Genomic DNA, 24572 nt, shown 5'->3' with positions numbered 1-24572 from the left:
GTCTTTCAAGGTCATTAATAAAGAGTTTTTTATTATGAACTTTTTAATGGATAGGCTCGGTACAGCCGGTGAAAAGCTTCTTGTAACATGGGCAGTGGCGTTGCAATATTTAAGCGAATAAAGCCTTCTCCTGATGCCCCAAAACCTGTTCCAAAGCTCACGCTAACCTTTGCATCCGACTCTATCCACTGCTTTAGCTCTGCTTCGTTGGCACTGATTGCCCTACAATCCACCCATAACAGATAGGTTCCTTCTGACTCGATCACGCGAAGTTCTGGCATATATTCAGCTATATAAGCTTTCACCCAAGCAATATTGGCTGTGATATACTCTCGTAATTGTTCCAGCCATTCATCACATTCCGTATAAGCCACTTCTAATGCAGGTACTGCAAAAAAGGTTGGGTTATGACAGCCTGCCTGCTGTAAGCAATGTCTGAATTTCTCCCGCAGCTGATCATTCGGAATCACGATGTTAGCAATTTCAAGGCTTGCAAGATTGAAGGTCTTCCCTGGGGAAGTACAGATAAAGGATCGCTGCTCTGCCTCAGTCGATATCTTCCCGATTATCGTATGCTCATGGCCTTCATGGATAAAATCGGCATGAATATCATCCGATACAATATAAACATCATACTTCGTACACAAGCTAACGATTCGTTCTAGTTCAGCTCGTGTCCATACTCGTCCAACCGGATTATGCGGTGAGATGAGCAGTACAATTTTAACCCCTGCTTGCATGCGCAACTCCATATCAGCAAAATCGATCTCATAACGCCCGTTCACTTCACGAAGTGGACTTTCCACTAATACGCGGTTATTTAGCTCTACCGATTTGGCAACCGGCTGATAGGCTGGCGTATGGATTAACACTTGATCACCTGGTTGAGTGAAGTTCTGAATGATCAGAGAAACCGCTTGCACAATACGAGGACAAAACACGATCCATTCTTGCGGAACCTCCCAATCATAAGCTTTTTTAATCCATCCCTGAACTGCCTCATAATAAGGTGGAAAAAGATCGGTATATCCATATATGCCATGCTTCGCCATCTCCGTTACTCGCTCAATCACCTGTGGAGGGGCTTGAAGATCCATATCCGCGACGGAAAGCGCTATCATTTCTCTGCCCAAAACTTGCGCCATACCATCCCATTTAGCGCAATTGGTCCCATATCGGCTAACAACCTTATCAAAGTCAATTGTCATCTAGCCCACTTCCTCTCTTGAGAGTTCTGTTTATTCTCACTTGATTTTTTGCAAATAACGATAAACTGTTGGCTCAGATATCATCAAGGTCTTAGCGACTTGAGAAACTCCACCTTTAAGTAGAAACACGCCCTGCTCGTTAAGTACTTTCACAAGTTCAATCTTCTCTTTCGAGGACAATCGCTCTGCCGGGACATTAATTTTACCGAGCACCGAATCAATCATGTGCTGGAGCAGGTCATCTACGTTTCCTTGTAAATACTCTTCCGTCTGCTTCTCTACAACCTCTTGTTGTGGTATTAACGGTACTGGTGGAAGTGTTGATCCTCCTTGCAAAATGTTTTGTATCCACTCAGCTGCAACCTCCATATGCGTGACATCAATGTTAATACACATCATACCGACCAATTCGCTGCTGCTGTTTTTAATATAATAAGTAGCGGAGCGAAATACCTGACCTTGCGAACCACGCGCTTTATAGTTAGCAATAAACGGTTGCTCACGGTAGGACTCATCTTTCAACAGCTTAAGCACGAGATCTGTTGAACTATCGCCTACTTTACGCCCACTAATGTATCCGTTCTCAATAAAAATAATTGAACGCTCTGGATTGCTTATATCATGAATAACAACCTCACATTTTGAACCTATAATTGAAGCAATAAAAGAAGCGATTGGAAAATAGGACTCCAGGCAGCTGCGATCTTCTAACATGTGAGTATCTCACTCCTTTCGTTTTACGTCTTTTCTATTTTGATAATAATTTATTATCTTGATAAGATTTTATTACAACATTCTTAAAAAAGCAATCAGTAATATATTGGAATTGTTCCAGCCAATATTCTCTCTTAAATACTTAGGGCATATTTCCTGTAAAGCGATAACAAAAAAAGTCTTTCACTATTTCTACAAATTGCAGAAATAGTGAAAGACGATATTTACTGCTGTATCTTATTTCCTAATCATAGCTTGATACACGAATTTAGGAAGAACTGCTTGCCTGCGCCAGCGCGACTTTTGTCCTTTGGCCACAGGTGCGAATAAGAGTCGATGCAGCCACTCCAAATTGAGTTTCTTCCATATCGCAGGGGCTGGAGTCACTTTTCCCGCTATAACATCCAAGCTTCCCCCCACGCCAAACACAACCTTAACCTGAGAAAGCGCCTGTTTATGCTTATAAACCCACTTGTCAGAGTATGGAGCCCCCATCGCGACAATCAGGAAATCTGGCTGTGCGTGCTGAATCTCTGCCACAATGGCCGGTTCCTCTTCTTTAGCAAGAAAACCATTATGTCTTCCGGCAATTTTCACATTCGGATATAGCTCTGTAATCTTTTCGACCGCTTTACAGCTGGTATGCTCATCCGTGCCTAAGAAATAAAAGCTCCAGCCCAGCTTATTCCCTTGTGCGAGCAGCTCAAGAAGTAGTTCATACCCCGTAACTCGTTCAGCTATAGGGTCACCTTTTCTTCTCGATGCCAGCACAATGCCAATCCCATCAGGAGTAATCAAATCTGACTCATGGAGTATGGTTCGAAGCAGCTCATCCGATTGGCTTGTTATCGTAATTTCCGGGTTCGCCGTAATCAAATGAAATAGCTTCGGTTCTCCGGATTGAATATGTTTTGTTAGATGAAGTGTTGTCTCGTTTAGTGTTAGTTTTGAAAAAGGAACGCCTAATATAGAGACTGTCCCAGCCATTTAATCACCTCTTACTGAAAAGTTCATTCCAGTATACCTTACCGTAATCAGGAAGGATAGTCAGCGTCATTACTCCGTTTATTCCTCCAAAAACTTCCACCACTCTATTAACCAAGGTTCATCGATCCCCCGCAGGCGGAATTCCTCCAAAAGTATCTTTCGAAATTGTTTTTCCATTTTGACAAAATTATTGTCCTCCTGGTACATGGGAGCAAAGGATTCATCCTCTCTAAGATAACTCCAAAAATCGCCTGCACACTCCAAAATCTTTCGACCTACGACGGTTTGCTGCGCTACGGGAACAAGCCATTTGTCATAGGGATACGGATAACCTTCAATAGTGATTGCACAGCGTAAAGCCTCTTTATAAAGGGAAACCGCTAAGAACAAGATGGGAAAGGCGTCGCCACGAACTACAGGATTATCTAGACTTCTGGCATAGCTTCTTAGCTGTATGTATGAATTCTTACGAAATTTCATTAGCACTTCAGGTTGGAGTGGAACATAAGAATGAAAAATTGACTTCAGATCCAGCTGATCGTAGTAAATATAGGACACCGATGCATTCCACAGCCATTCCATATCCCCGCTCATTAAAGCTTCTTTGATATCAGATATTTTATGGAGTGTATAATGCCCTGTCTTCCCACTCGGAAGCCTTAAATCCATAAAAAAACTACTGTGCTCCGGAATTAGCCCCGCTTCCTCGAACCGATGATTAATACTGTTGTAAGACTCATCCTCACAAATAATGATTATATCTACATCCGACTGCCCATCTACCACCCCGAGTGCGGTCGATCCATCTAGGATAATGCTTACCCTCTGACGATCTTCTTGCAATAACGGATGATTTAGGATCTCTTGCGTAATGAACTTTCCAATCTCCTCTAGTAATTCGCGATGAAGTAGCAACTTATCAGGTGTTAGTAAAATATCCGACAATACTGATTTCATCATCGTATCCATCAGCCTCCAATCAATCTCAATCCCCTTGTAAATATAGCGCTTACATTTAATCTAAAATGTGGATTTGGGAATATCATTCTATACTCTGGAGATACATCTTGCAACGATATATGTAGTACCCTTTTGCCCTTGCCCAAATATAATGAATCATCTAGTCATTTGAAGAGGGGGTTATATCATGGCGTTACCCACCATCATAACCACAGTTCCTACATCCGTACCTGTCGGAGATATTGAGGTAAATCCCATCACCAATCGGGTATACTTCGTAAACCCTAACACTACAGCCGGAACTGTTGGTGTATTAAGCACCCTGACCAATCGGATCATTGCAACCATACAAGTAGGTAGATTTCCGCTCAAGCTTGCCATCAACCCAAGAACAAACCGTGTGTACGTCACCAACTTCCGCGATGGAACGGTATCTGTAATTAGCGGACGGACAAACCGTGTAATCAAGACCCTCCAAGTGGGCAGGAACCCTGATAGTGTTAACGTTAATGTTCGAACGAACCTGATTTATGTGTCGAGTGCCTCTGGCATCGTAACCGTCATCGATGGCAGATCGAACTGCATTCGGACTACTATCCAGATCGGCGGCCGCCCTTCCGCTATCGTCATTAATAAACGTACCAATCGCATTTATGTAACGAATACGATAAACAATTCCGTATCTGTCATTAACGGTAGTACACAAACTGTAATAGCAACCATCAAGGTTGGCAACAACCCAGTAATCACACCTGCGCTAAATCCGATTACGAACCGTATTTATGTAGCGAACAACTTAAGCCGCTTTCTTTCCGTGATCAATGGCCGCACCAACAAGCTCCTCAAGAATGTACAGCTTGGACGGTTACAAAGCGAGGTCATCCTTAATCCGCTTACAAACCGTGTTTACGTGTCCAGTGCTCAACAGGTTAAACAAGGGAAGCTTTTTGTGCTTAATGGAAATACCAATAAAGTGATTGCAACTAGAGTGTTATCTTCCTCCTCCAGCACATTCATCAACCCGATTACAAATCATTTATTTGTCAGTAATTTCAATAAGAACAGAATGTCCGTGTATAACGCCAGTACGTTTAAAAAAATCGCGGTATTCCCCTCCGTAACAGGCGTAAACATCGCACTTAATCCACTAACGAACAGGTTATATGTCGCGAACGACAATTCCATCACAGTCATTCAGGATGGTCCAAGATTAACACATCATTATAAGTAATCTTTACTTTCTTATATTTGCAAAAAAAGGCGCTTCACCTATAAGGTGAGCGCCTTTTTGAATATAGACTAATGCGTTGTAACCTGCTTAGCAGCTACTTTCTTTGCAGTCACTTTCTCTTCTGCCGTTTCCTTAGGCTGTACACCTCTTTTAATAAAGAAGGCTAGAATAAATGCAATAATCGCTACGCCTACAGATACCAAGAATGCATCGTTAATTCCTTCAATAGTAGCTTTCGCAATGACTTGATTTTGTATACCAAGCAATTGGTCTGCCGAAGGTTTAGTCGTTAATTTACTTACAGCATCAGCGACCATATCTTTCACATGTGAAGTGGTACTGTTAGACATAATGGTTACGAGTAGTGCCCCACCAATCGCCCCTGATACTTGCTGAATCGTACTGTTCATGGCTGTACCATGCGGCGTATATTTGGCTGGGATAGAATTCAAACCATTGGTCATAACTGGCATCATCACCATAGAGATCCCGAACATTCTCACAGAATATAGAATCATGAGTGTCGAATATTTAGTCGTTTCAGTCAGATCACTAAAGAAATACGTACTAATCACTACAATCGCTAGACCGATTAGCGCTAATACCTTACCGCCGAATTTATCGAACAATTTACCTGTGATTGGAGACATAACACCCATAATTAAAGCACCAGGCAACATTAGAAGTCCCGAATCCAGTGGTGAAATCCCTCTAATATTTTGCAGGTAAATCGGCATTAGCATCATCGCTGAGAACATTGCCATATTCAGTGTAATCGAAATCGCTGAGGATAAAGCGAACATCGGATATTTGTACACTCTGAAGTTAAGCATTGGCTCCTTCATCTTCATTTGGCGCATAATGAAGATCACTAATCCAATCGCTCCGATAATAAGCGCGGAGTAGACCATTGGATCATCCCATCCTTTGTTCCCAGCAGAACTGAAGCCATATAGGAGACCCCCGAAACCAATCGCTGATAGAACTACAGATAAGAAGTCAATCTTAATAGCCACATCTTTTTTAGGATCATGCAATTTGAAGAAGGCTAGAATGAACACCAATACGGCGATTGGGGCAATCATAAAGAATAGTACAGGCCATTCATAGTGCTGAATAATCCATCCAGATAATGTAGGTCCGATAGCTGGTGCAAAAATCATAACCAACCCGAACATCCCCATAGCTGAACCACGTTTTTCAGGTGGAAAGGTAGTGAACAATACATTCATTAATAGTGGCATCATGATCGCAGCCCCTGAAGCCTGAACCATTCTGGCGATCAGCAGCACAGGGAAGCTTGGTGCTAATCCGCCGATAAAGGTTCCTATCGCAAATAATCCAATTGCGATTAAGAACAACCGTCTCGCGGTATACTTTTGAATCAAAAAAGCTGTTGAAGGAATCATGATCCCGTTCACCAGCATATAGCCCGTTGATAGCCACTGTACCGTTGAGGCACTGACATTAAAATCCTTCATAATCGATGGTAAAGCTATATTGAGTAGGGTATTACTCAGTAAAGCAACAAATGCACCAATCATGAGGATTGCCAATATCCCGTAAGATGCTTTACTTTCTTTTGCTTTCATTTTGGAATCCTCCATTCTATAATCATACTAACGGTTCAAAATTGAACTCGTGTTATAATCCGGTGTAGAATATATTACTCCCTTATTTCTCGCTTGGCAAGACAAAAATCACTTAAAATTGAAATTGTATTAAGTGGAAATATACGCTAGTCTATATTGGAACAAAGAGTTCAGCTTAAAGGGGCACCTCAGATGATAAATAAACGAAAAGAGCAAGTGGTTCATAAAGCGCATGAATTATTTATTGAAAAAGGCTACCACGCCACATCCATTCAGGATATTTTGAATCATAGCCGGATCTCGAAAGGATCTTTTTATAACTATTTCCCTTCAAAAGGGGATCTCTTTAAGGCTGTATTTACGTCCATTCACGATCGACTTGAAGAAGGGCGAAATTCCCTGCTCATAGGTCAAGATCCTTCTGACATTAAGATATTTGCCGAGCAGATTCAGCTGGTCATGAAAATCAATAAGAAAAATAAATTGTTACAGCTCGTAGAAGATGCTTTGGTCTCCAATGACCCAGACTTAATAACATTTATCAAAAAAACAAAGTTCAACCTCCTTACCTGGGTACATGAACGTTTCCTTCATATTTTCCCTGAGGATAAGAAACCCTATTTACTGGACGGAGCCATCATTTTTACAGGAATTCTACAAAATATGCTACAAATCAACAGTGCTATGAATGAAGTCATCACCTCTAAGCAGATCATTGATTATTGCACTACGCTTATCCAAGCCATTGTTGAAGAAGTAAGTCAAATGGGCATTCAACTCATCTCACCAGAGCATGTGGGCAAATTATTACCCGCAGCGGAATACAGTGATTTTTTCAATAATGATTTATCCTTTGCGACCATCAGCTTAAAAAAAGTAATAGAGAGATCATTTACAACTGGTGATGCGAACCTCACTAATTATCTAAAGCTGTTATACTTTATCCAGGAAGAAATCATGAACAACAAGGAACCGAGACAGTTCTTAATCGAAAGTGCTCTGCTATCCTTAAGAACATGTCCTAATCTAAATGAAGCCAAAGAGTTTAAGCATTATCAGGATGTATTATCTAAAATGCTGTAAAGCTAACTAAAAGTGTGGTGAAGCATTTGTTCAAGCTATTATTAATCGAAGACGATTCAACGCTGTTTAATGAGATCAAGGAGCGACTTACCCAGTGGTCTTATGATGTGTATGGCATTCAAGATTTCAGCAATGTCACGCAGGAATTTATAGAGATCAAACCTGATTTAGTCATCATCGACATCCAATTACCTAAATTTGATGGGTTTCATTGGTGCCGAATGATTCGTTCCCACTCTAACCTTCCGATTATCTTCTTATCATCCCGGGATCATCCTACGGATATGGTAATGTCGATGCAGCTTGGAGCCGATGACTATATTCAAAAGCCCTTCCATTTCGATGTACTCATTGCCAAGGTACAAGCGATTCTTCGGCGCGTCTACAATTACAACACGGATAACCTTGAGCTCAAGACATGGTGTGGAGCAACCGTGGATTATGAGAGAAATGTATTGACGCATGATATGGGATCGATTGAGCTTACGAAAAACGAGATCTTTATATTGAAATTGCTTATTGAGAAAAAAAATAAAATCGTCACCCGCGAGGAATTAATCAATAGCTTGTGGGATGATAAACGTTTTATAAGTGACAACACCCTTACCGTCAACGTAAACCGGCTGCGAAAAAAGCTGGATGAGATAGGCTTAGGTAGTTTCATTGAAACGAAAGTAGGACAAGGGTATATGGCCATCGAAGAGGAAGCACTATGATTAAAAAGTATCTCTTGGAAAGAAGTAGCTGGATCCTACTAGTCCTCTTTACCAATCTTTTTATACTTTTTGTCACCTATATGGATTCATCAATCCCATTCTCTTCAGTTCTCTATCTGGTCTCCTTGTCGATGCTTTTTTTTGTGATGTTCTTAATCCTTCGCTATCCCAGAGAAACCAGGTTCTATAAAAGCTTGGTTGAGCGAGATGATGATCTGGATGTAACGAGTATCGCCACCCCCGAAAGCCCGTTTGAGCATATTATTGAAGAGAGCATTATGAATCAAGCTAAATGGTTAAAACAGGCTGCTTCGAACAATCAAATGACGTTAGAACAGGAAAAAGATGAACTATTATCGTGGATTCATGAAGTGAAGACCCCTCTGACAGCGATGCATTTAATGATTGAGCGAATCGAAGATGATGTAATGAGGAAACATCTGACCTATGAATGGCTGCGCATACATCTTCTGCTGGATCAACAGCTACATCAAAGGCGAATTCCCTTTATCGAAAATGATCTGTATATAGAACATATCGATTTAGAAACGCTTATATTCGGGGAGATTAAGACGTTGCAATCCTGGTGTATTCAGAAGGGGATCGGCTTTGAGCTGAACTTGGAAGTAGCTGAAGTGCTTAGTGATGCCAAATGGCTGGCTTTTATTATCCGACAACTACTAACCAACGCCGTAAAATATAGTGAGGCTTCAGATATTGCAGTGAGTAGCTATCAGCAAGCTGAGCATATCGTTCTTAAGGTGAAGGATGGCGGGCGCGGGATAGATCCCAAGGATCTGCCTCGGATATTTGATAGAGGATTTACTTCCACCACCGTGCATCGCGACAATGCCGCCACAGGTATGGGATTATATTTAGCCAAAAAAGCGGCGCAATCCTTGTTGATCGTCATCGGAGTTGAGTCGAGGCTCGGATCAGGAACGACGTTCACTTTAACCTTTCCGCTTAAAAATGAATTTGTGAAGCTCTCAAGCGTGTGACAACAATGTCACATGCTTTTTTATTTTGTTCGGGCAATCGAAGGATAAGAACGGCAAAGCCTTTTATAATAAAGCTATACAAAAAGAACGAGTATAAAAAGGGAGTGAATCATTATGGCAATTCTTGAAGCCACTAAAATTCATAAAAGCTACGGAAATAAATTAAACAAACAATCCGTGTTGAGTGGATTGGATATTTCTATAGAAGAAGGCGAATTTGTTGGGATTATGGGCTCTTCCGGTTCAGGAAAGACCACCCTGCTTAACGTTCTCTCGTCAATTGATCAGATCAGCAACGGATCGATTACCATTGAGGGTACTGAAATTTCTAATATGAAAGAAAAGCAATTAGCTGAATTTCGGAAAAATCATTTAGGATTTATTTTTCAAGAATACAATCTCTTAGATACGCTGACGGTGAAGGAAAACATCCTGTTACCTCTATCCATTACCAACACCCCTAAGAAAATTGCCAATGAGAAATTCGAAAACGTCGCGAGGGAGCTGGGGATTTTAGAGTTGAGAAATAAGTACCCGAATGAAATCTCTGGGGGTCAAAAACAACGCACCTCTGCAGCTCGGGCCTTCATTCATGATCCAAGCATTATTTTTGCTGACGAACCTACAGGAGCCTTGGACTCTAAATCTGCTTCTGATTTGTTAAATAAGCTAAGTGAACTAAATCAAAGACGAAAAGCAACGATCGTTATGGTTACACATGATCCAGTGGCAGCTAGCTATTGCAGTAGAGTTATTTTTATAAAGGATGGTACGATCTATACGCAATTAAATAAAGGAGAACAATCAAGACAAGTCTTCTTCAACGACATCATAAAAACACAAGGTGTATTAGGTGGTGTGCAGAATGAGCATTAATGTACTGATGCTTCGAAATCTGCGAAAAAACATCAGAAATTACTATCTGTATGTATTTGCTCTCGTTTTTAGCGTGGCCTTATATTTCGCCTTTGTTACGTTGCAATACGATCCCTCGATGGATGCGGTAGAAGGCTCGATCAAAGGTGGCGCAGCAATCAAGGCTGCCTCGGTCTTACTGGTCGCGATTGTATCCATTTTCCTGTTATATGCAAACACTATCTTCATCAAACGCCGGGGAAAAGAAATTGGCCTGTTCCAGTTAATCGGGATGACCAAAGGTAAAATATTTCGAATTCTTTCAGCAGAGAACTTCATTTTATATTTCGGCTCTTTAGTTTTAGGGATCGCCGTAGGCTTTTCTGTTTCAAAGTTAATTCTCATGATTCTTTTTAAAATAATGGGGATCGATGCGATAGCATCCCTTCGTTTTTCTACCCCTGCCCTGGTTCAAACGCTGATCGTATTCTTTGTAATCTATCTTTTGATCATGCTGATGAATTATGGATTTATTAAAAGACAAAGCATTCTATCCTTATTCCGGGTGACCTCAACCACAGAAGGCAACGTGAAAAAGCTGTCCGTCTTTGAAATGATTATTGGGATCGTTGGGATTGGATTGATTCTGCTTGGCTATTCGATTTCATCTCGATTATTTAGTGGAGACTTAACATCAATGACTGAGCTATCTATATCCATGATCACTATTCTGGCTTCAGTTATCATCGGGACTTATCTTTTTTATAAAGGCTCGGTAAGCTTTATCTTTCATCTCATTCGTAAAAAGAAAAACGGGTATCTGAATATTAAAGAGGTGTTGTCTCTCTCCTCCATTATGTTCCGAATGAAATCAAATGCCGTACTGTTAACCATCATTACAACGGTATCAGCTCTGGCGCTGGGTTTATTATCCTTGAGTTATATTTCGTTCTACTCTGCTGAGAAAAGTGCGAAGCTCTATGTTCCGTCAGATTTTATTCTTACGGATATCCAGGATGCTAAACAATTTAAAGAGGCATTAACGACTGAAAATTTGCTGTTTACGGAAAAAATAACCGAAGTCATTCAAGTGGATGTAAATATAGAGAAGCTTCTGGCAGAAAATTCCAAGGCGCTCGGTATGATGTCGAATAATATGACTCTTCCCGTCATCAGTGAAAATTCGCTGGAGGGCATTGATCTATCCCCTGATGAGGCCTATTTTACGAAGACAAGTAGTGCAATGGAGAATCTGATTTCTATGAAGGACCAGGGTGGCATTGAATTCAAGGGACAACATGAAGTCATTCCGCAGTTTTATAAAAGAATTGATATGGAAGCCCCCGTTTTATACAATTTCACAGGTGGTGGCTTACCCCTTGCTATTGTAGACGACACGACCTTTGAACGCTTAAAGAAGGATCTAGATCCAGCCCTTCAAAGAAAGTCCTCTCTTAATATCGGCATCGATATGAAAGAACGGGCAAGCGTTGAGCAGGCTAATGAGCTTTTTCAGAACATGAAATTTGCAAAAGGCCACATAACCGACTCTCAACTGGAGACGAAGAACAATCAAAAGCAAACTATGGGACTTATCATGTTTATCGTGGCCTTTCTGGGGCTAACCTTCCTGATTACCTCTGGATGCATTCTTTACTTTAAACAAATGGATGAAAGTGAGAATGAAAAGCCCAACTACACGATCCTCAGAAAGCTTGGTTTCACGCAAGGGGATCTGCTTAGAGGGATTCAGGCGAAACAATTATTTAATTTTGGGATTCCATTAGTCATTGGATTGCTTCACAGTTACTTCGCCGTAAAATCAGGATGGTTCTTCTTCGGTACAGAGCTCATGACACCGATGATTCTGGTGATGCTGCTATACACCGCTTTGTATTCGATTTTTGCAGTGCTATCCGTGTTCTATTATAAAAAGGTAATTAAAGAGTCACTTTAAAAAAAGAGGGGTTCCACAAGCCAGCATGGCTTAGGAACCCCTTGTTGTTATCATACCTCTATCTCCTATCTTCATATTCAATTCTAGTTAACCCGTAGAAGACTATATCCTCGAATTTATCCCATTTTAAAATATGCCGTTTAAATTCCCCTTCAAATCTCATTCCAGCTTTTTTCATAACGTTAGAGGAGGCAGGATTTCTAGTCATTGCCGCTGCCCATATTTTATTTAATGCGAGGTCTTCAAATCCAAAATCAATTAATCGCTTAGCTGCTTCAGTCGCATAGCCATCTCCCCAAAAAGATCTTCCTACCCAATAAGCAAGCTCACCTCTTTGATGCGATTTGTCTATATTTAGACTCATACAGCCTATTAAGGTATTACTCTCTTTACTAATTAAAGCAAAAGGAAATCCTTCCCCTTCGTCTGCGCTTTTCCTACAGGCACCAATCCAAGATTCAGCCGCTCCATCAGGGTATGGATGAGGAATAGACAGCGTTGTTCTAGCTACTTCTATATCCGCAGCAAGCTCTTGAACTTTACTTGCATCTGTGGATTGAAACGGTCTTAGTATTAACCTTTGTGTTTCAAATGTAGGTTGCATAGAAAGTACCTCTCACTATTGGATTTTCAATAGATTATATTACAATTGTTGGATATTGCAATACATATATCAGCTATTCACAATCCCCAATACGAAACCATCATACCCTTTACTTCCCACTGTCTGAATGGCAGTAGCCGAAATCTTAGGCTCTTCAGCCAACAGATCATAAAATTCCCGTACGCCTACTACACGAGGATCTTTGCTATTCTTGTTAATGATCTCGCCTTCACGAATCACATTATCGCCTATAATCACTGTACCGGGCCGGGAAAATTGAAGCGCCCACTGTAAATAGTTAGGGTTGTTGGGTTTATCGGCATCAATGAATATAAAGTCAAAGGGTTCCACACCCTCTTGTTTCATCTGAGACAATTGCCCCAAAGCATCGCCTATACGAAGTTCTATCAGATCATCTACTTGAGCAAGCGCGAAATTGGCCCCAGCCACCTGAGCATGCGATGGATCTAGCTCCAAGGTAACGATATGTCCGTCAGACGGGAGCGCCCTTGCCATCCAAATTGTACTGTATCCACCCAAAGTGCCAATCTCCAGAATCCGGCGTGCACCTTTCATTTGAACCAATAGGTTAAGGAATTTACCCTGACTAGGTGAGACATCAAAGGGCGGCAGCCCTGCCTGTTGATTCGCGGACAACGCTTCCTCCAGCACGGAGTCCTTCGTAATTAAACGCTCTGTAATGTACTGATCGACTTTATCCCATGTAGTCGGTTGATTCATATTTATCACTTCTCCTTTGAAATAAAATTTTCATTTCCACAATTAGGGATCGGTCGTAACTACGAGGAGTGTTTGGACTTCCGGCCGCTGTTGTCTCCAGATTTCTTCGATTAAAACCACTATTCGTGGTTGAAATCCGTAGACAAAGGCGGTCGCTGACGCTCCTACAGTTCCAAACCTCCTCTTCGGTACTCCTTTTCCCTAACTAAAGATTCAAGTTCAACTTCAACTTCAACTTCATACCTGTATTGTAAATCAGTTATAATCATAAATATAATATATCTTTAAAACTAAACTATATATTAAATATATGAATCAAACGATAGCAGATAGGAGCTTAACCATGAATCTACACGCATTACGCTTATTCCATGTGATCGCATCAACGGGTAGCGTGACACGCGCCTCAGAAACTTTAAATATCAGTCAGCCTGCGATTACGGCTCAGATCAAGAAATTCGAAAAGGAACTATCCTTCGCCCTATTTAAGCCTCAAGGCAGAGGAATTGCTTTAACGGATGCGGGTGAAGAGCTTGCTCTGCTCGCCAAAAGACTCTTTGCCGTTGAACAGCAGATCGAACAATTCACTCAGGATTATGTTAACGGCACGAATGGAAGTATCCGCCTAGCCGCGACATATTTGCCTGCTCATTATCTCATCCCTACTTGGATCGCAAAGTTCAAGCAACAATATGAGCAAGTGGAAATGGTGATTACCACCACCAATTCAAGCGATGCCCTGAAGCAGCTGTTAAATGTAGACGTGGATATAGCAATTTACGGGGGAATCACTGAGGCATATCCAGATACGATCCAGACAGAGGAGTTATTTCAGGACGAGTTATGGTTTGTGGTCGCACCCCATCACCCCTATGCGAATCAGCGAATTTCTTTATCCGAAATGATGAAGGAGCCCTTTGTCATGCGTGAGGAAGGGAGTTCGACGAGAGAGAGATTATTATCGTTATGCCGTACATATAATACGCCAGCTCCCACGATCTCTTTGCAATTTAACGGACTTCATGAAGCGATTCAAGCCGTTATTGCCGGGTATGGCGCCAACTTCGTCTCTTCACTCGTTGTTCGCGAATATGTTGAACGTGGAGAGTTATGCCGAGTTTATGTTGAAGGCATACATCTGAAGAACAGCATTGCGATCTGTACGCGAAAAAATGAACCGTTATCCGCCTCGGCGGCAAACCTTATTCAAATGATTCGCCAAAATCCTTATACGTTGTAGCATTTTTTAAAAAAGACTGCTCTTTAGGCTGACTATATCCAGCCCGGAGAGCAGTCCTTGTAAGTACCGGCTTTATTGGAACGCCTTACGCTTGCTTCTTCTCCGTTAAATAGTATAGGAAAGCCAAGATCGGCAGCGCCAGACCAATCAAGCTGGTCAGACTCCAGCCTCCGTACGCATATGCCCAGCCGCCTAGTGAAGAGCCAACGGCTCCGCCTACAAAAAATATCGCCATAAATAATCCGTTTAAACGTCCTCTCGCCTCGTTGCCAAGGGAATAAATTGCCCTTTGTCCAAGCACCAGATTACCCGATACCCCCATATCCAGCATAATAGCTGCTGCAACCAGCAATCCGAGCGTCACTCTTGAATCATTCTGAAACAAGTAAGCAAGAAGAAAAGCCACAGCTGCCAGCACAAACGCAAGTCCGGTCAAAGGGCGGGTCCAGCCCCGGTCAGCCAATCTCCCAGCGATGGGAGAAGCGATAGCCCCAGCCACACCGGCCAGCGCAAACAAGGCAATGCCTTGCTGACTTAAATGATACGTATCGGCCAGATGCAAAGAGACCGTCGTCCAGAACAGGCTGAAAGCTCCAAACAGGCAAGCCTGATAAATCGCCCGGCGGCGCAGCACCGGCGTATTCTTCAGTAAAGTACCTAGAGAACGTATCAATCCGCCATAATTCATTGTAGGCACAGGCTGGCGCTGCGGCAGCACACGGGACAATAGAAGTGTTAATGAGGCAATCACTACTGCCGATATGGCATAAATCGCATGCCAGCCCCACAATCCAGAGACAAAGCTAGCTACAGGTCGGGCGAACATAATACCGAGCAGCAGCCCACTCATTACATTACCGACCACCCGGCCGCGCTGCTCTTCAGCAGCCAGAAAAGACGCATACGGCACAAGAATCTGGGCAGCTACGGAACCAAGGCCAATGAACAGAGACGCTCCCAGAAAGATCGCTGCATTCGGAGCTAGTGTGGCTGCTACCAGTGACACCACCACCACAGCCAGTGACGCTACTGTCAGACGGCGATTTTCAATAATATCGCTAAGCGGTACTACGAACAAAAGTCCAAGAACGTATCCTACCTGGGTCAAAGTTACAATCAGACCCGCTGCCCCAGAAGAAAGCTGCGTAGCTTGGGCGATCTGTCCGATCAGGGTTTGGGCGTAATACAGATTGGCCACAATTAGTCCGCAGGAGGCCGCTAAAAGAAATGTAATCCATCCAGGGATCGTCTTTCCTTCCGCATGCTCCATCGCTGAATTCACTGAACTTCCTGAACTTACAGGATTCATTCGTCTTCCTTGATTCATAAGATCTCCACCCTTCGATTATAAATACTGAACGTACCGTTCATTAATTAATTTAAATATATACTGAACGTTCAGTTTTGTAAATAGGCGATTGGCTACTTCACATAACCTTTTGTATAATGAACGTATAGTTTCTTTTTAGATCGCAAGTTAAATAAAGGATAGATTAATCGGGAGGGATCTCTGATGGATAAAAAAAGAGGACGGCCGCGCAATAGCGAAGCCGAGGCTTCTATTCTGGCAGCATCGTATGATCTATTGCTGGAGACCGGATTTGGGGCGGTGACCGTAGAGAAAATTGCCGAACGGGCTAAGGTAAGCAAAGCGACCATTTATAAATGGTGGCCCAACAAAGCAGCTGTGGTCATGGACGGCTACCTCTCTGCAGCATCCGCAAGATTGCCAGTGCCGGACACCGGTTCGGTCATGGACGATATTATGATGCATGCCACAAACCTGGCTAATTTTCTTCGCAGCCGAGAAGGAAAGATCATTACCGAGTTGATCGGCGAAGGTCAATTTGATGCCGGCCTTGCTGAGGCCTATCGTGCGAGGTTTTTCGCTCCCCGTCGCCAAGAGGCACGACAGTTGTTGGAGCGTGGGGTGACCCGGGGCCAATTAAAAGCGGATCTGGATATTGGGATCACGATTGATCTGCTGTATGGACCAATATTTTATCGGCTTCTGATCACAGGGGATGAGCTAGACGAAGCTTTTGTGAAATATTTGATCACCTCTGCCTTTGAGGGCATCAAAGCATAACAAGAATAAACGTCTTTGGCGAAACTTATACTTTCTTATATTTTAAAAAGCCATCCTTTGCAGGATGGCCTATCACTTATATTTACACCGTTCGATCCAAATTAACTTCAAACGTGTCTCCAGTTACATAATCCATATACCTCGTATTCCCATCATAATCCAAATAAGCTTGATAACGGGTACGAATAGCCGGTTGTGTAATCCAATCAAGCACTTTCTCTTTTGCCACCCACATCACTTCAGAGGTTTCCTCCGAGGTACATAATTCCCCACCCACGGGCTTGCAGATAAAATCAAACATGACCTTGGTAGGAACATCGGTTACACCGTCATACCATTTATGAATGCCTGTATTGGAATACACACCAATCAATTGAGATACCGTGACATCTATTCCACTTTCCTCTTTAATCTCTCGAATTAATGCATCCACCAGGTTCTCTCCGACCTCTACTTGTCCACCAGGAAATACCCATCCACCATCATGCGTCTTTACTAAAAGGACATCTCCTTGTTCATTTTCTGCGAATCCACCTGCAGCTACAATATGTGTTGGCCAAGCCATAGACTGCACCTCTTTTTAGAAGAGGTTAACAATTTAATCAGCATTTGTAAACGATATTTTTCTATTCCATAACGCTTTAAAAGCTTCGCAATGCTCTATTAAATCATCAAACTTTCCTTCACCCACGACCGAGCCTTGGTCCACTACCAGTATCTTATCAACGTCTTTTATAAAATTTAGTCGGTGGGCAACAATAATGATGGTTTTGTCCTTAAATTCCTGTAAAATCGTCTCCATTAGACTTTGCTCCGTGATATTATCAAGTGCAGAAACAGGTTCATCTAGAATTAGAATGTTTCTTTTCTGAGCAATGATTCTGGCAAAAGCTAATCGCTGTCTCTCCCCGCCTGATAATTTAACCCCTTTTTCACCTACCAAAGTATCTAAACGATCCGGTAATTGGCTTACCTTTTCCTGCAGATGAACCTTTTCCAAAATCTCATACAACTCTTCATCGGACAAGGAATGCTCATCAAATATAATATTGTCCCTAATCGTAGCGTCAAAAATCGGCGTGTCTTGTGATAAGTAAGAGATATGATCATAGTAGCTATCCAGATGGATCTGATCGATATCCTTACCGTCCAATAAGAGTTCACCTTTGTCCTTTTTTAATAAGCCTACGATTAACTTAATCAGAGTTGATTTCCCGCCCCCACTTAATCCGACAATAGCAACCGACGTTCCTCGTGCAATCGAAAAGAATAGATTATTCAAGATCTTCACTTGCCCATAATCAAAAGATACATCCCTAAATTCAATATTACCGTGGATCTCAGTGATAACTTCTCCTCGTTCTAGATTCTTATCTTCTGGGGCATGAATAAACTCTTCAAATCTCTTGTAGGTCACTCTATTCAGTCTGTAATCTACAAAGAGGACATTGAAGATAGCAATCGGCGAATAAATCTTATCAATAAACATAAACAAAGCGACCACAACACCAAGTGACGTCTCACCTGCGACAATGCTTTTCACACCGTAAATTAAAACAACGACTTTAATAATCGTGACAAACAACTCGAATATCGCGAAAAAAGCTTCATGGATCATTTGTAACTGAGCATTTTTTTGAATGATAGTGCGTGCAGTCTGGCTTAATTTATCGATCTCTTTCTCATATCTTTTGTTCGTTCGGAAGACGACTAATTCCATAAATCCACGGATAGAGAATCTGGACATCTTTTCTTGTTCCTGTAGAATGGCCGCCTTCCTCGCATACAGAAATTTCAACAGCAGATTCGTTATCAAAAAGACGACCACATAGCCAGCAGCAATCACTACCATGATCCTTAAATCATAGAAACTGATAAAGATAAGACTGAACAGAAGAGTGGGCAATAACTCATGTAATGTTTTGAGGAAAAAGGAGAAAATCATGCTGTTTCCAGCCGCTGCTCCATTCTCGATCACTTTAATCATCTGACCTGTGCCCATATCCTGATAGGCTTGATAGTCGATTTTGGATATTTTAGATAGTGCAAGTATCTTTAACCTCTCCGTTATACTGTTCGATAAATACACACTAGGGTATTCATCCACATAATTTAGGATCACCACCCCAGCCAGCAAAAGGCCGTACACCAAGATTAAATTAAATAGCTCACCAAAGCTGTTGATCACCGTGACCTTGTCTAATATTTTTTGAAACACTACAATGCCTAAACTACTCAGCAGTTGAATAGTAAAACCCAATAAAATATAACCGCATATCCACCATTTCAGGTGAGCTAGACTCTTTTTCAACATATCGTTAATCCCCTATCTTTTAATTGAATGCAAAAAAGCCAGGCAACCCCACCATCCAACTGTAAAAAACCATCCACAATTAAACGGTTCTCAAAGTTAAATAGGTTAAGTGCCTGGCTCTATACAAAAAGCTGCCTATGGCACCGTTCAAAGCTCTAGTTAATGTAATCAAAAGGGTAGACTCCCCCCTTGATAGCTGGTACGCGTTTGACCCAGCCCGATAACTAGTTACTTCGAACGATACGGAAAGACATCCATTTCACCCCAATTAAAAGAATTGTTCCTATTATAATTCTCTAATCCATATATTTCAAGAATTACGTTTGACGATACGTAGTCCTGCCACTTGGCCCACCTTATATCCTTCATGCGAAGCGAACTTGATCGTAACCGCTGATTTGCTCCTCGTGATCGTCTGCGGAAGCTCGTAACGAATGGTCTCCAGCTTGTTCATCTCTTCAGACTCAAGGACGCCTAGCCCAAGTTGCTCCCCATCTGCCGTAATATCGAAGGCCACCGAAGTATCGTTGGACTTCAAATACGTTACTACCAGATCTACTTGCTCCTCTGGCAAGACTTCCATCGTGAAGGAGAACCAGCCATTGATCCAGCTGTCGCGATACTTACGGTTGTAGATTTTTCCTAAGCCTACATACTCTCCTTCGAAATTATGGTCGCGTTCGGGCTGCATTTCAGCAGGTTGTATCGAATCGACGGTTAGCTGCTCAAGCAGCAAATTCTTCTCTACGGCCTCGCGATATTCAACCTCTACCAGCTTCCATTCCTCTGGCGTGAACAAATCCCAATACACCGAATAACGATGATCATGCATAGGGTAGAACGGACGAAGCTCATGGTCTCCTGCATATCCTAAACCTTTCATCCGGAACACATTTTTGCTAACGTTAGACTGAATCAGGCTATCCGTTAGCGTCTCGCGATCTCCAATTAATACAGAAGTAAGGGCACGATCACTGCCTAGCTCAGCATTTATAGGTCCAAAATCACCTGCAAGCACAAGCGGTCCATAGAGGAATGCAATTCGGTTTGGATTATCCGGCATGGACTCGATTCTTACCGACATCGGAATATCATATTCGACAACGTCCCCATCCTGCCATACTCTATCCAAAGCTAGGTAGCTGGATTTGCCCACATTCACTTGAATGTCTTCACCATTTACTTTAACGCTCATGCCTTGCTCAGCCCAGTAGGGGTATCTTAGCTTCAATGTGAATTTAGTTGGTTTCTCCGTGCTGATACGCAGGGTGCCTAGTCCCTCTTCAGGGAACTTGGTCTCTTGCTTCAAACTAATGCCTTGCTCTTTCCAAGTCACTGTTGAAGGTGCGTACTGATTCACATACAGCTCATCTTCACTATGGAAGTAAATCGCCGAGCCATACATAGAATGGCTTTCCATTCCTGAGCCTACACAGCATGTAAAGCTCTCAAACTGGGAGTTGAACGACTTATGTCCACCCATTTCGAGGGATAAAAAATAACACACACGTCCATCAACCGGCTCCTGAGAAGCTAGGATATGGTTATACATTGCACGTTCGTAGTAATCCGCATATGCGGCATAAGCATCCCACTGGAACATATGCTTGGTCAGCTTCAGCATGTTGTAGGTATTACACGTCTCACATGACCCCTCTCCCAATCGGTCGTTCAGCTTATCCGGTTCGCCGAAATGCTCATTATAGCTGTTGCCGCCAATCACGTATGAATGATGATTCACGACCCGATCCCAGAAGAAGCGGGAAATACCTGCATAATGCTCCTGCCCTGTTACCTCATATTGTCTAGCAGCTCCAATGATTTTTGGAATCTGTGTATTAGCATGTCTTCCAGCTAAGGTATCTTTTTCTATAGCAAGATCATTTAGCACTTCCCCATGATAAAAGCTTTCCGCTAACGTGAGGAAACGGTCATCGCCAGAATCCTCTGCCAAATCTGTGAGGACTTCATTCATACCGCCGAATTCGCAACGCAGCACCTCTTGGATCTGATCTTTATTCAGCCCTGCAAAAATATCTTCAAGCCACATTCCAAGCTTCGTTTCAATAACGAGCGCCTTCTGATTTCCGGCCAATCGATAAGCATCACGAAGACCCGCAAACAGCTTATGCATCGTGTACAGCGGTACCCAGCCACCGTTAAGGTCAAAGCCCTGTGAGCGAATGTCGCCTACCTTCACTTCCTCAAACAGCTCTTTGCCACGAGGAATACCGGAAATGAAGCCATTACCATGCGCATCCTGACAATGCTCCAATTCGTCTACTACATAATTCACGCGGGTGAGCAGCTCTTCATTCCCTGTAGAGGCATACATTAACGCACATCCAGAGATATAATGGCCTAGCGTATGGCCGCTAATGCCTTGAGATTCCCAGCCTTCATAATGAGCAGCCTTAGGCTCTAAGCCAGCATATTGGCGAAAACGCGACAGAAGCCGATCTGCCTCAAGCTTGAGTAAATAATCCGTATTTAACTCCATCGCATGGAGAAGTGGACCTGAATCAATGCGTACATTCTGCAAATCAAAAGCTTGCGTCTTCAATGAAATCGCTCCCTCGCAATCTTGTCAGGGTGATATGACAAGTGTATATTTGTATCCATAAGATAACATCGGAACGTTGATTTGTCGGTAGATCAGCCATACAAATGGTGGACAAATCCGACTTATTAATTGCTAGGAGGACCGCATGACCTATTTGAAAATAAATGCAGATATACCTGTTCATTTTACTGCGGCAGGTGAATTCATCTCAGAAACGCCATGGAAACATGTAGAACGTACTATGGGCAATTATGAGCTAATCATAGGCGTGAATGAAACGGTTTATTTAAATGAGGAGACCAAAAGCTTCGAAGTAGGCCCTGACGAAGCCCTTTTACTTATGCCTAATCGCACGCACGTCGGCTATAGAGAATCACGACCCGGGGTTAAGTTTTATTGGTTTCATTTTGAGCTGAAAAGCGAGGGGGTATTGCTGAGTGAGGAGGAAATGAAGCCTGAGGCGGAAGAAATCTTTTCGCGCACACAGCGCTTATGGTCCGTACATGATCTATATCTATCACAGTTCATAAAGATCGAGCACAGTGACCGGATTCATATTCTGGCGAATCAAATCCTCCATGTGGCTAACTCAGGATATTTGACCTATTCCAGTGTTAATTATTTGTTGACCTCACTCTTAATTGAGCTATCTGAGCATGCACTTCAGCCGTTCGCCAGTAAGCTAATCCGTGCGCAGCAAGATGTCACCTTTGTAAAAATAGCCGAGTGGACAAGAATACATGCAAGCGAACCTCTTACGGTGGCAATCATCGCGGAGAAATTCAACTACAACAAGGATTATTTAGCCCGGCTATTTAAACAACATACCTCGATGGGGCCTTTGGAGTATATTCATTCCGTACGTGTGACTAAAGCGAAGGAGCTGCTAACCAGAACCGCCCTCAGCGTGAGGGAAATCGCGACAGAGACGGGGTTCACCGACGATAAATATTTCATGCGCCTCTTCCGAAAATACGAAAACATGACACCTACCCAATATCGTAACGCCTATCATAAGACGTTTATGAATAATGATTGAAGAAAAGAAGCTGCCTCTAAGTAGCATTCACTACTCTTGAGACAGCCCCTTCTCTAAATTACATTCTCTATATTATTGAATCGTTTGCGAAGAAGAATTCCATCGCCAGCGCGGAGTTGATCCTTGCAGATGAACCCCGCCATACCACTCATCGATTCCTTTTTTCTGAACCCAGTCTTCATTTCCAGCCAATACACTTTTGCCTAGCTCGGTTAATGCAAGCTCGCAGTCTTTGAATGGCATTACTGGATCGTTATAACCAGGAAAATCATTGAACCCATAGGTTTGCAGTAACGGATATGGATCTTGTGCCATCTGTCTTAGAATATGCCAATATTGCAGATCACCCATGCCTAAGATATGAAGTTTATCTCCCACATTTTTGAACAACCCGTAAGGGGAGTTAATTCCAGTATGAATCATCTCCAGAGTCATCTGTTCAACAATACCAAGTCCATTAGAGGTCGATGGGAACCGAGATAAATGCGCTATGAAGGCGTCATATGCAAATGGCAATGCGGACGTATCCTTAGTTAGTAGCTGTTGTAATGATTCTGGATTCGGTGATACATAGGCTTCCCAGAGTTCTTGGCCTACCTTTAGCTCCTTGTCGCCGATTAACTTCCACGTTCCTGATAAAGTCTCCATTTGCTCTACAGATAGTTGTCCAAGTCCTCGAAACAGCTCAATGCCGGGATATTCTCCAATGCACAATAAACTTAGCTTCGTGGATCCCTTCTTCTGCTTCGAGAACCAATGGAGCAAATAGCACAGCATCGTCTGATCGAATAGATCATGCTCGAACCATAATACAACTTCATCATATTTATGAAAATCAGCTAAGATCTTTTCCTGTTCCTTACTACTCTGTATAAATTCCTTCTGCGGAATCCCCATCGTTTGTTCTAAATAATGCGCTCTTACTAAGCGGTTATTCTGTTCCGCAGGCTCTAAAAAGACCGGCCCATGCGAATATACCTCTCTCCACACTAGTACATCACCTTTCACGATTCCTTGCCGCAGCTTCTCTCCCACTACATCTCCATTTACAATGTGAAGCACATCTTTTCCCCCTTCGTACAAATGGTTGAATACGGAAAGAACATCTGCCACAGGCAATGCACCTTTCAGTTTGCGGCGGGCATCAAAGAGGCGTTTCTTCAATACCGGGACTGAGGTCCCCAGAAAGTCAGCAATCTCTTGAAGGGAATATCCCTGAAAATAATATAATTGAACGGCGATCCGCATATTGGACGTTAGAGCAGCTATAGACTCGTGAAGCAGTCGCCGCGCTTCTTTTTTCTCAATAATGTCCGCCACACTAAATGAAGATTCTGTCGCTTGCGCAGCTTCATCGTAGGGTAATGCAGGATGCTGCTTTCTTCGCAAGATACGATAACATTGCCGCACCACAATAGCTTTAAACCAGCCCGGGAATGCCTCTACTGCTCGTAATTTATTCAAATGCAAAAAGGCTTCTGTGAAAGCTTCCTGCACAGCATCTTCCGCTAATTGGTAATCGTGGAGCTTTTCGAACGCAACTGCATTTGCCATCGGTGTAAAGTGCCTAACAATCTGTTCAAAAGCTTGTCGATCTCCTTGTTTAGCCTCTTCGATATACTGAAGCATTTTCTCCCCCGCTCCCTTCTTCCGTATTATATACAAGTGCCAATGAAGT

At 42.6% G+C, this 24572-nt stretch carries 21 protein-coding genes; 9 read left to right on the top strand and 12 right to left on the bottom strand.

Annotated features, from left to right (window positions below):
- Positions 1-32: 32 nt before the first annotated feature.
- The 4 genes from H70737_RS02040 to H70737_RS02025 form a co-directional block, all read right to left on the bottom strand.
- Positions 33-1208, bottom strand: coding sequence for a MalY/PatB family protein (locus tag H70737_RS02040; RefSeq protein WP_042184356.1), 1176 nt, complete (start codon positions 1206-1208; stop codon positions 33-35).
- 36 nt (positions 1209-1244) lie between these two features.
- Complete coding sequence (locus H70737_RS02035; protein WP_042184354.1) at positions 1245-1922, bottom strand: helix-turn-helix transcriptional regulator; 678 nt, start codon at positions 1920-1922, stop codon at positions 1245-1247.
- A 237-nt stretch (positions 1923-2159) separates the two neighbouring features.
- Complete coding sequence (locus tag H70737_RS02030) at positions 2160-2909, bottom strand: WecB/TagA/CpsF family glycosyltransferase (protein ID WP_042184352.1); 750 nt, start codon at positions 2907-2909, stop codon at positions 2160-2162.
- A 78-nt stretch (positions 2910-2987) separates the two neighbouring features.
- Positions 2988-3869 carry a nucleotidyltransferase domain-containing protein gene (locus tag H70737_RS02025; RefSeq protein ID WP_042184350.1) on the bottom strand — a complete coding sequence of 294 codons (882 nt, stop codon included), beginning with the start codon at positions 3867-3869 and terminating at the stop codon, positions 2988-2990.
- 187 nt (positions 3870-4056) lie between these two features.
- Between H70737_RS02025 and H70737_RS02020 the strand changes: the two genes are divergently transcribed.
- Positions 4057-5100 (top strand): YncE family protein, encoded by a 1044-nt coding sequence (locus H70737_RS02020; RefSeq protein ID WP_052404128.1) that lies wholly within the window; start codon positions 4057-4059, stop codon positions 5098-5100.
- A 68-nt stretch (positions 5101-5168) separates the two neighbouring features.
- Here H70737_RS02020 and H70737_RS02015 read toward each other — a convergent pair whose 3' ends face one another.
- Positions 5169-6692, bottom strand: a complete 1524-nt coding sequence (locus tag H70737_RS02015) for a DHA2 family efflux MFS transporter permease subunit (RefSeq protein ID WP_042184348.1) — start codon at positions 6690-6692, stop codon at positions 5169-5171.
- A gap of 192 nt (positions 6693-6884) precedes the next feature.
- On the opposite strand from H70737_RS02015, the gene H70737_RS02010 reads away from it, so the two are divergent.
- The 5 genes from H70737_RS02010 (at position 6885) to H70737_RS01990 (ending at position 12304) form a co-directional block, all read left to right on the top strand.
- Entirely contained in the window at positions 6885-7775 is an 891-nt protein-coding gene (locus H70737_RS02010) for a TetR/AcrR family transcriptional regulator (RefSeq protein ID WP_231573374.1), read from the top strand.
- 26 nt (positions 7776-7801) lie between these two features.
- A complete protein-coding gene (locus tag H70737_RS02005; protein WP_042193184.1) occupies positions 7802-8491 on the top strand; it encodes a response regulator transcription factor in 690 nt (229 codons plus the stop codon).
- Positions 8488-9492, top strand: coding sequence for a sensor histidine kinase (locus tag H70737_RS02000; RefSeq protein ID WP_042184346.1), 1005 nt, complete (start codon positions 8488-8490; stop codon positions 9490-9492). Before H70737_RS02005 ends, H70737_RS02000 begins: the two co-directional genes overlap by 4 nt.
- A 114-nt stretch (positions 9493-9606) precedes the next feature.
- A complete protein-coding gene (locus H70737_RS01995) occupies positions 9607-10368 on the top strand; it encodes an ABC transporter ATP-binding protein (RefSeq protein ID WP_042184344.1) in 762 nt (253 codons plus the stop codon).
- Positions 10358-12304, top strand: a complete 1947-nt coding sequence (locus H70737_RS01990) for an FtsX-like permease family protein (RefSeq protein ID WP_042184341.1) — start codon at positions 10358-10360, stop codon at positions 12302-12304. The genes H70737_RS01995 and H70737_RS01990 overlap by 11 nt, the downstream gene beginning before the upstream one ends.
- Before the next feature lie 58 nt (positions 12305-12362).
- Here the strand turns inward: H70737_RS01990 and H70737_RS01985 are convergent, their stop codons facing one another.
- Both H70737_RS01985 and H70737_RS01980 read right to left on the bottom strand, forming a co-directional pair.
- Positions 12363-12908, bottom strand: coding sequence for a GNAT family N-acetyltransferase (locus tag H70737_RS01985; protein WP_042184339.1), 546 nt, complete (start codon positions 12906-12908; stop codon positions 12363-12365).
- Positions 12909-12977: 69 nt separating this feature from the next.
- Positions 12978-13649 carry an O-methyltransferase gene (locus H70737_RS01980; RefSeq protein ID WP_042184337.1) on the bottom strand — a complete coding sequence of 224 codons (672 nt, stop codon included), beginning with the start codon at positions 13647-13649 and terminating at the stop codon, positions 12978-12980.
- A 343-nt stretch (positions 13650-13992) separates the two neighbouring features.
- On the opposite strand from H70737_RS01980, the gene H70737_RS01975 reads away from it, so the two are divergent.
- Entirely contained in the window at positions 13993-14889 is an 897-nt protein-coding gene (locus H70737_RS01975) for a LysR family transcriptional regulator (protein WP_042184335.1), read from the top strand.
- 85 nt (positions 14890-14974) lie between these two features.
- On the opposite strand, the gene H70737_RS01970 is transcribed toward H70737_RS01975, so the two are convergent.
- On the bottom strand, positions 14975-16159 hold the full coding sequence (locus tag H70737_RS01970) for an MFS transporter (RefSeq protein WP_042193181.1): 1185 nt from the start codon (positions 16157-16159) through the stop codon (positions 14975-14977).
- 243 nt (positions 16160-16402) lie between these two features.
- Here H70737_RS01970 and H70737_RS01965 point away from each other — a divergent pair, with 243 nt between their 5' ends.
- Positions 16403-16978 (top strand): TetR/AcrR family transcriptional regulator, encoded by a 576-nt coding sequence (locus H70737_RS01965; RefSeq protein ID WP_042184333.1) that lies wholly within the window; start codon positions 16403-16405, stop codon positions 16976-16978.
- Between the two features lie 82 nt (positions 16979-17060).
- On the opposite strand, the gene H70737_RS01960 is transcribed toward H70737_RS01965, so the two are convergent.
- The 3 genes from H70737_RS01960 to H70737_RS01950 form a co-directional block, all read right to left on the bottom strand.
- Entirely contained in the window at positions 17061-17543 is a 483-nt protein-coding gene (locus tag H70737_RS01960; RefSeq protein WP_042184331.1) for an NUDIX hydrolase, read from the bottom strand.
- 33 nt (positions 17544-17576) lie between these two features.
- Positions 17577-19292: an ABC transporter ATP-binding protein gene (locus H70737_RS01955; RefSeq protein WP_042184329.1), complete on the bottom strand. Its 1716-nt coding sequence runs from the start codon at positions 19290-19292 to the stop codon at positions 17577-17579.
- A 310-nt stretch (positions 19293-19602) separates the two neighbouring features.
- On the bottom strand, positions 19603-21855 hold the full coding sequence (locus H70737_RS01950) for a glycoside hydrolase family 127 protein (protein WP_042184328.1): 2253 nt from the start codon (positions 21853-21855) through the stop codon (positions 19603-19605).
- Positions 21856-22000: 145 nt separating this feature from the next.
- Between H70737_RS01950 and H70737_RS01945 the strand changes: the two genes are divergently transcribed.
- Complete coding sequence (locus tag H70737_RS01945) at positions 22001-22894, top strand: helix-turn-helix transcriptional regulator (RefSeq protein WP_042184325.1); 894 nt, start codon at positions 22001-22003, stop codon at positions 22892-22894.
- 72 nt (positions 22895-22966) lie between these two features.
- Here H70737_RS01945 and H70737_RS01940 read toward each other — a convergent pair whose 3' ends face one another.
- Entirely contained in the window at positions 22967-24523 is a 1557-nt protein-coding gene (locus tag H70737_RS01940) for a sigma-70 family RNA polymerase sigma factor (RefSeq protein ID WP_042184323.1), read from the bottom strand.
- Between the last annotated feature and the right edge of the window lie 49 nt (positions 24524-24572).

It is taken from the genome of Paenibacillus sp. FSL H7-0737, assembly GCF_000758545.1.
In the GTDB taxonomy this organism is placed as follows: Bacteria; Bacillota; Bacilli; order Paenibacillales; family Paenibacillaceae; genus Paenibacillus_AQ.
This window is presented reverse-complemented; position numbering and strand designations above follow the sequence as displayed.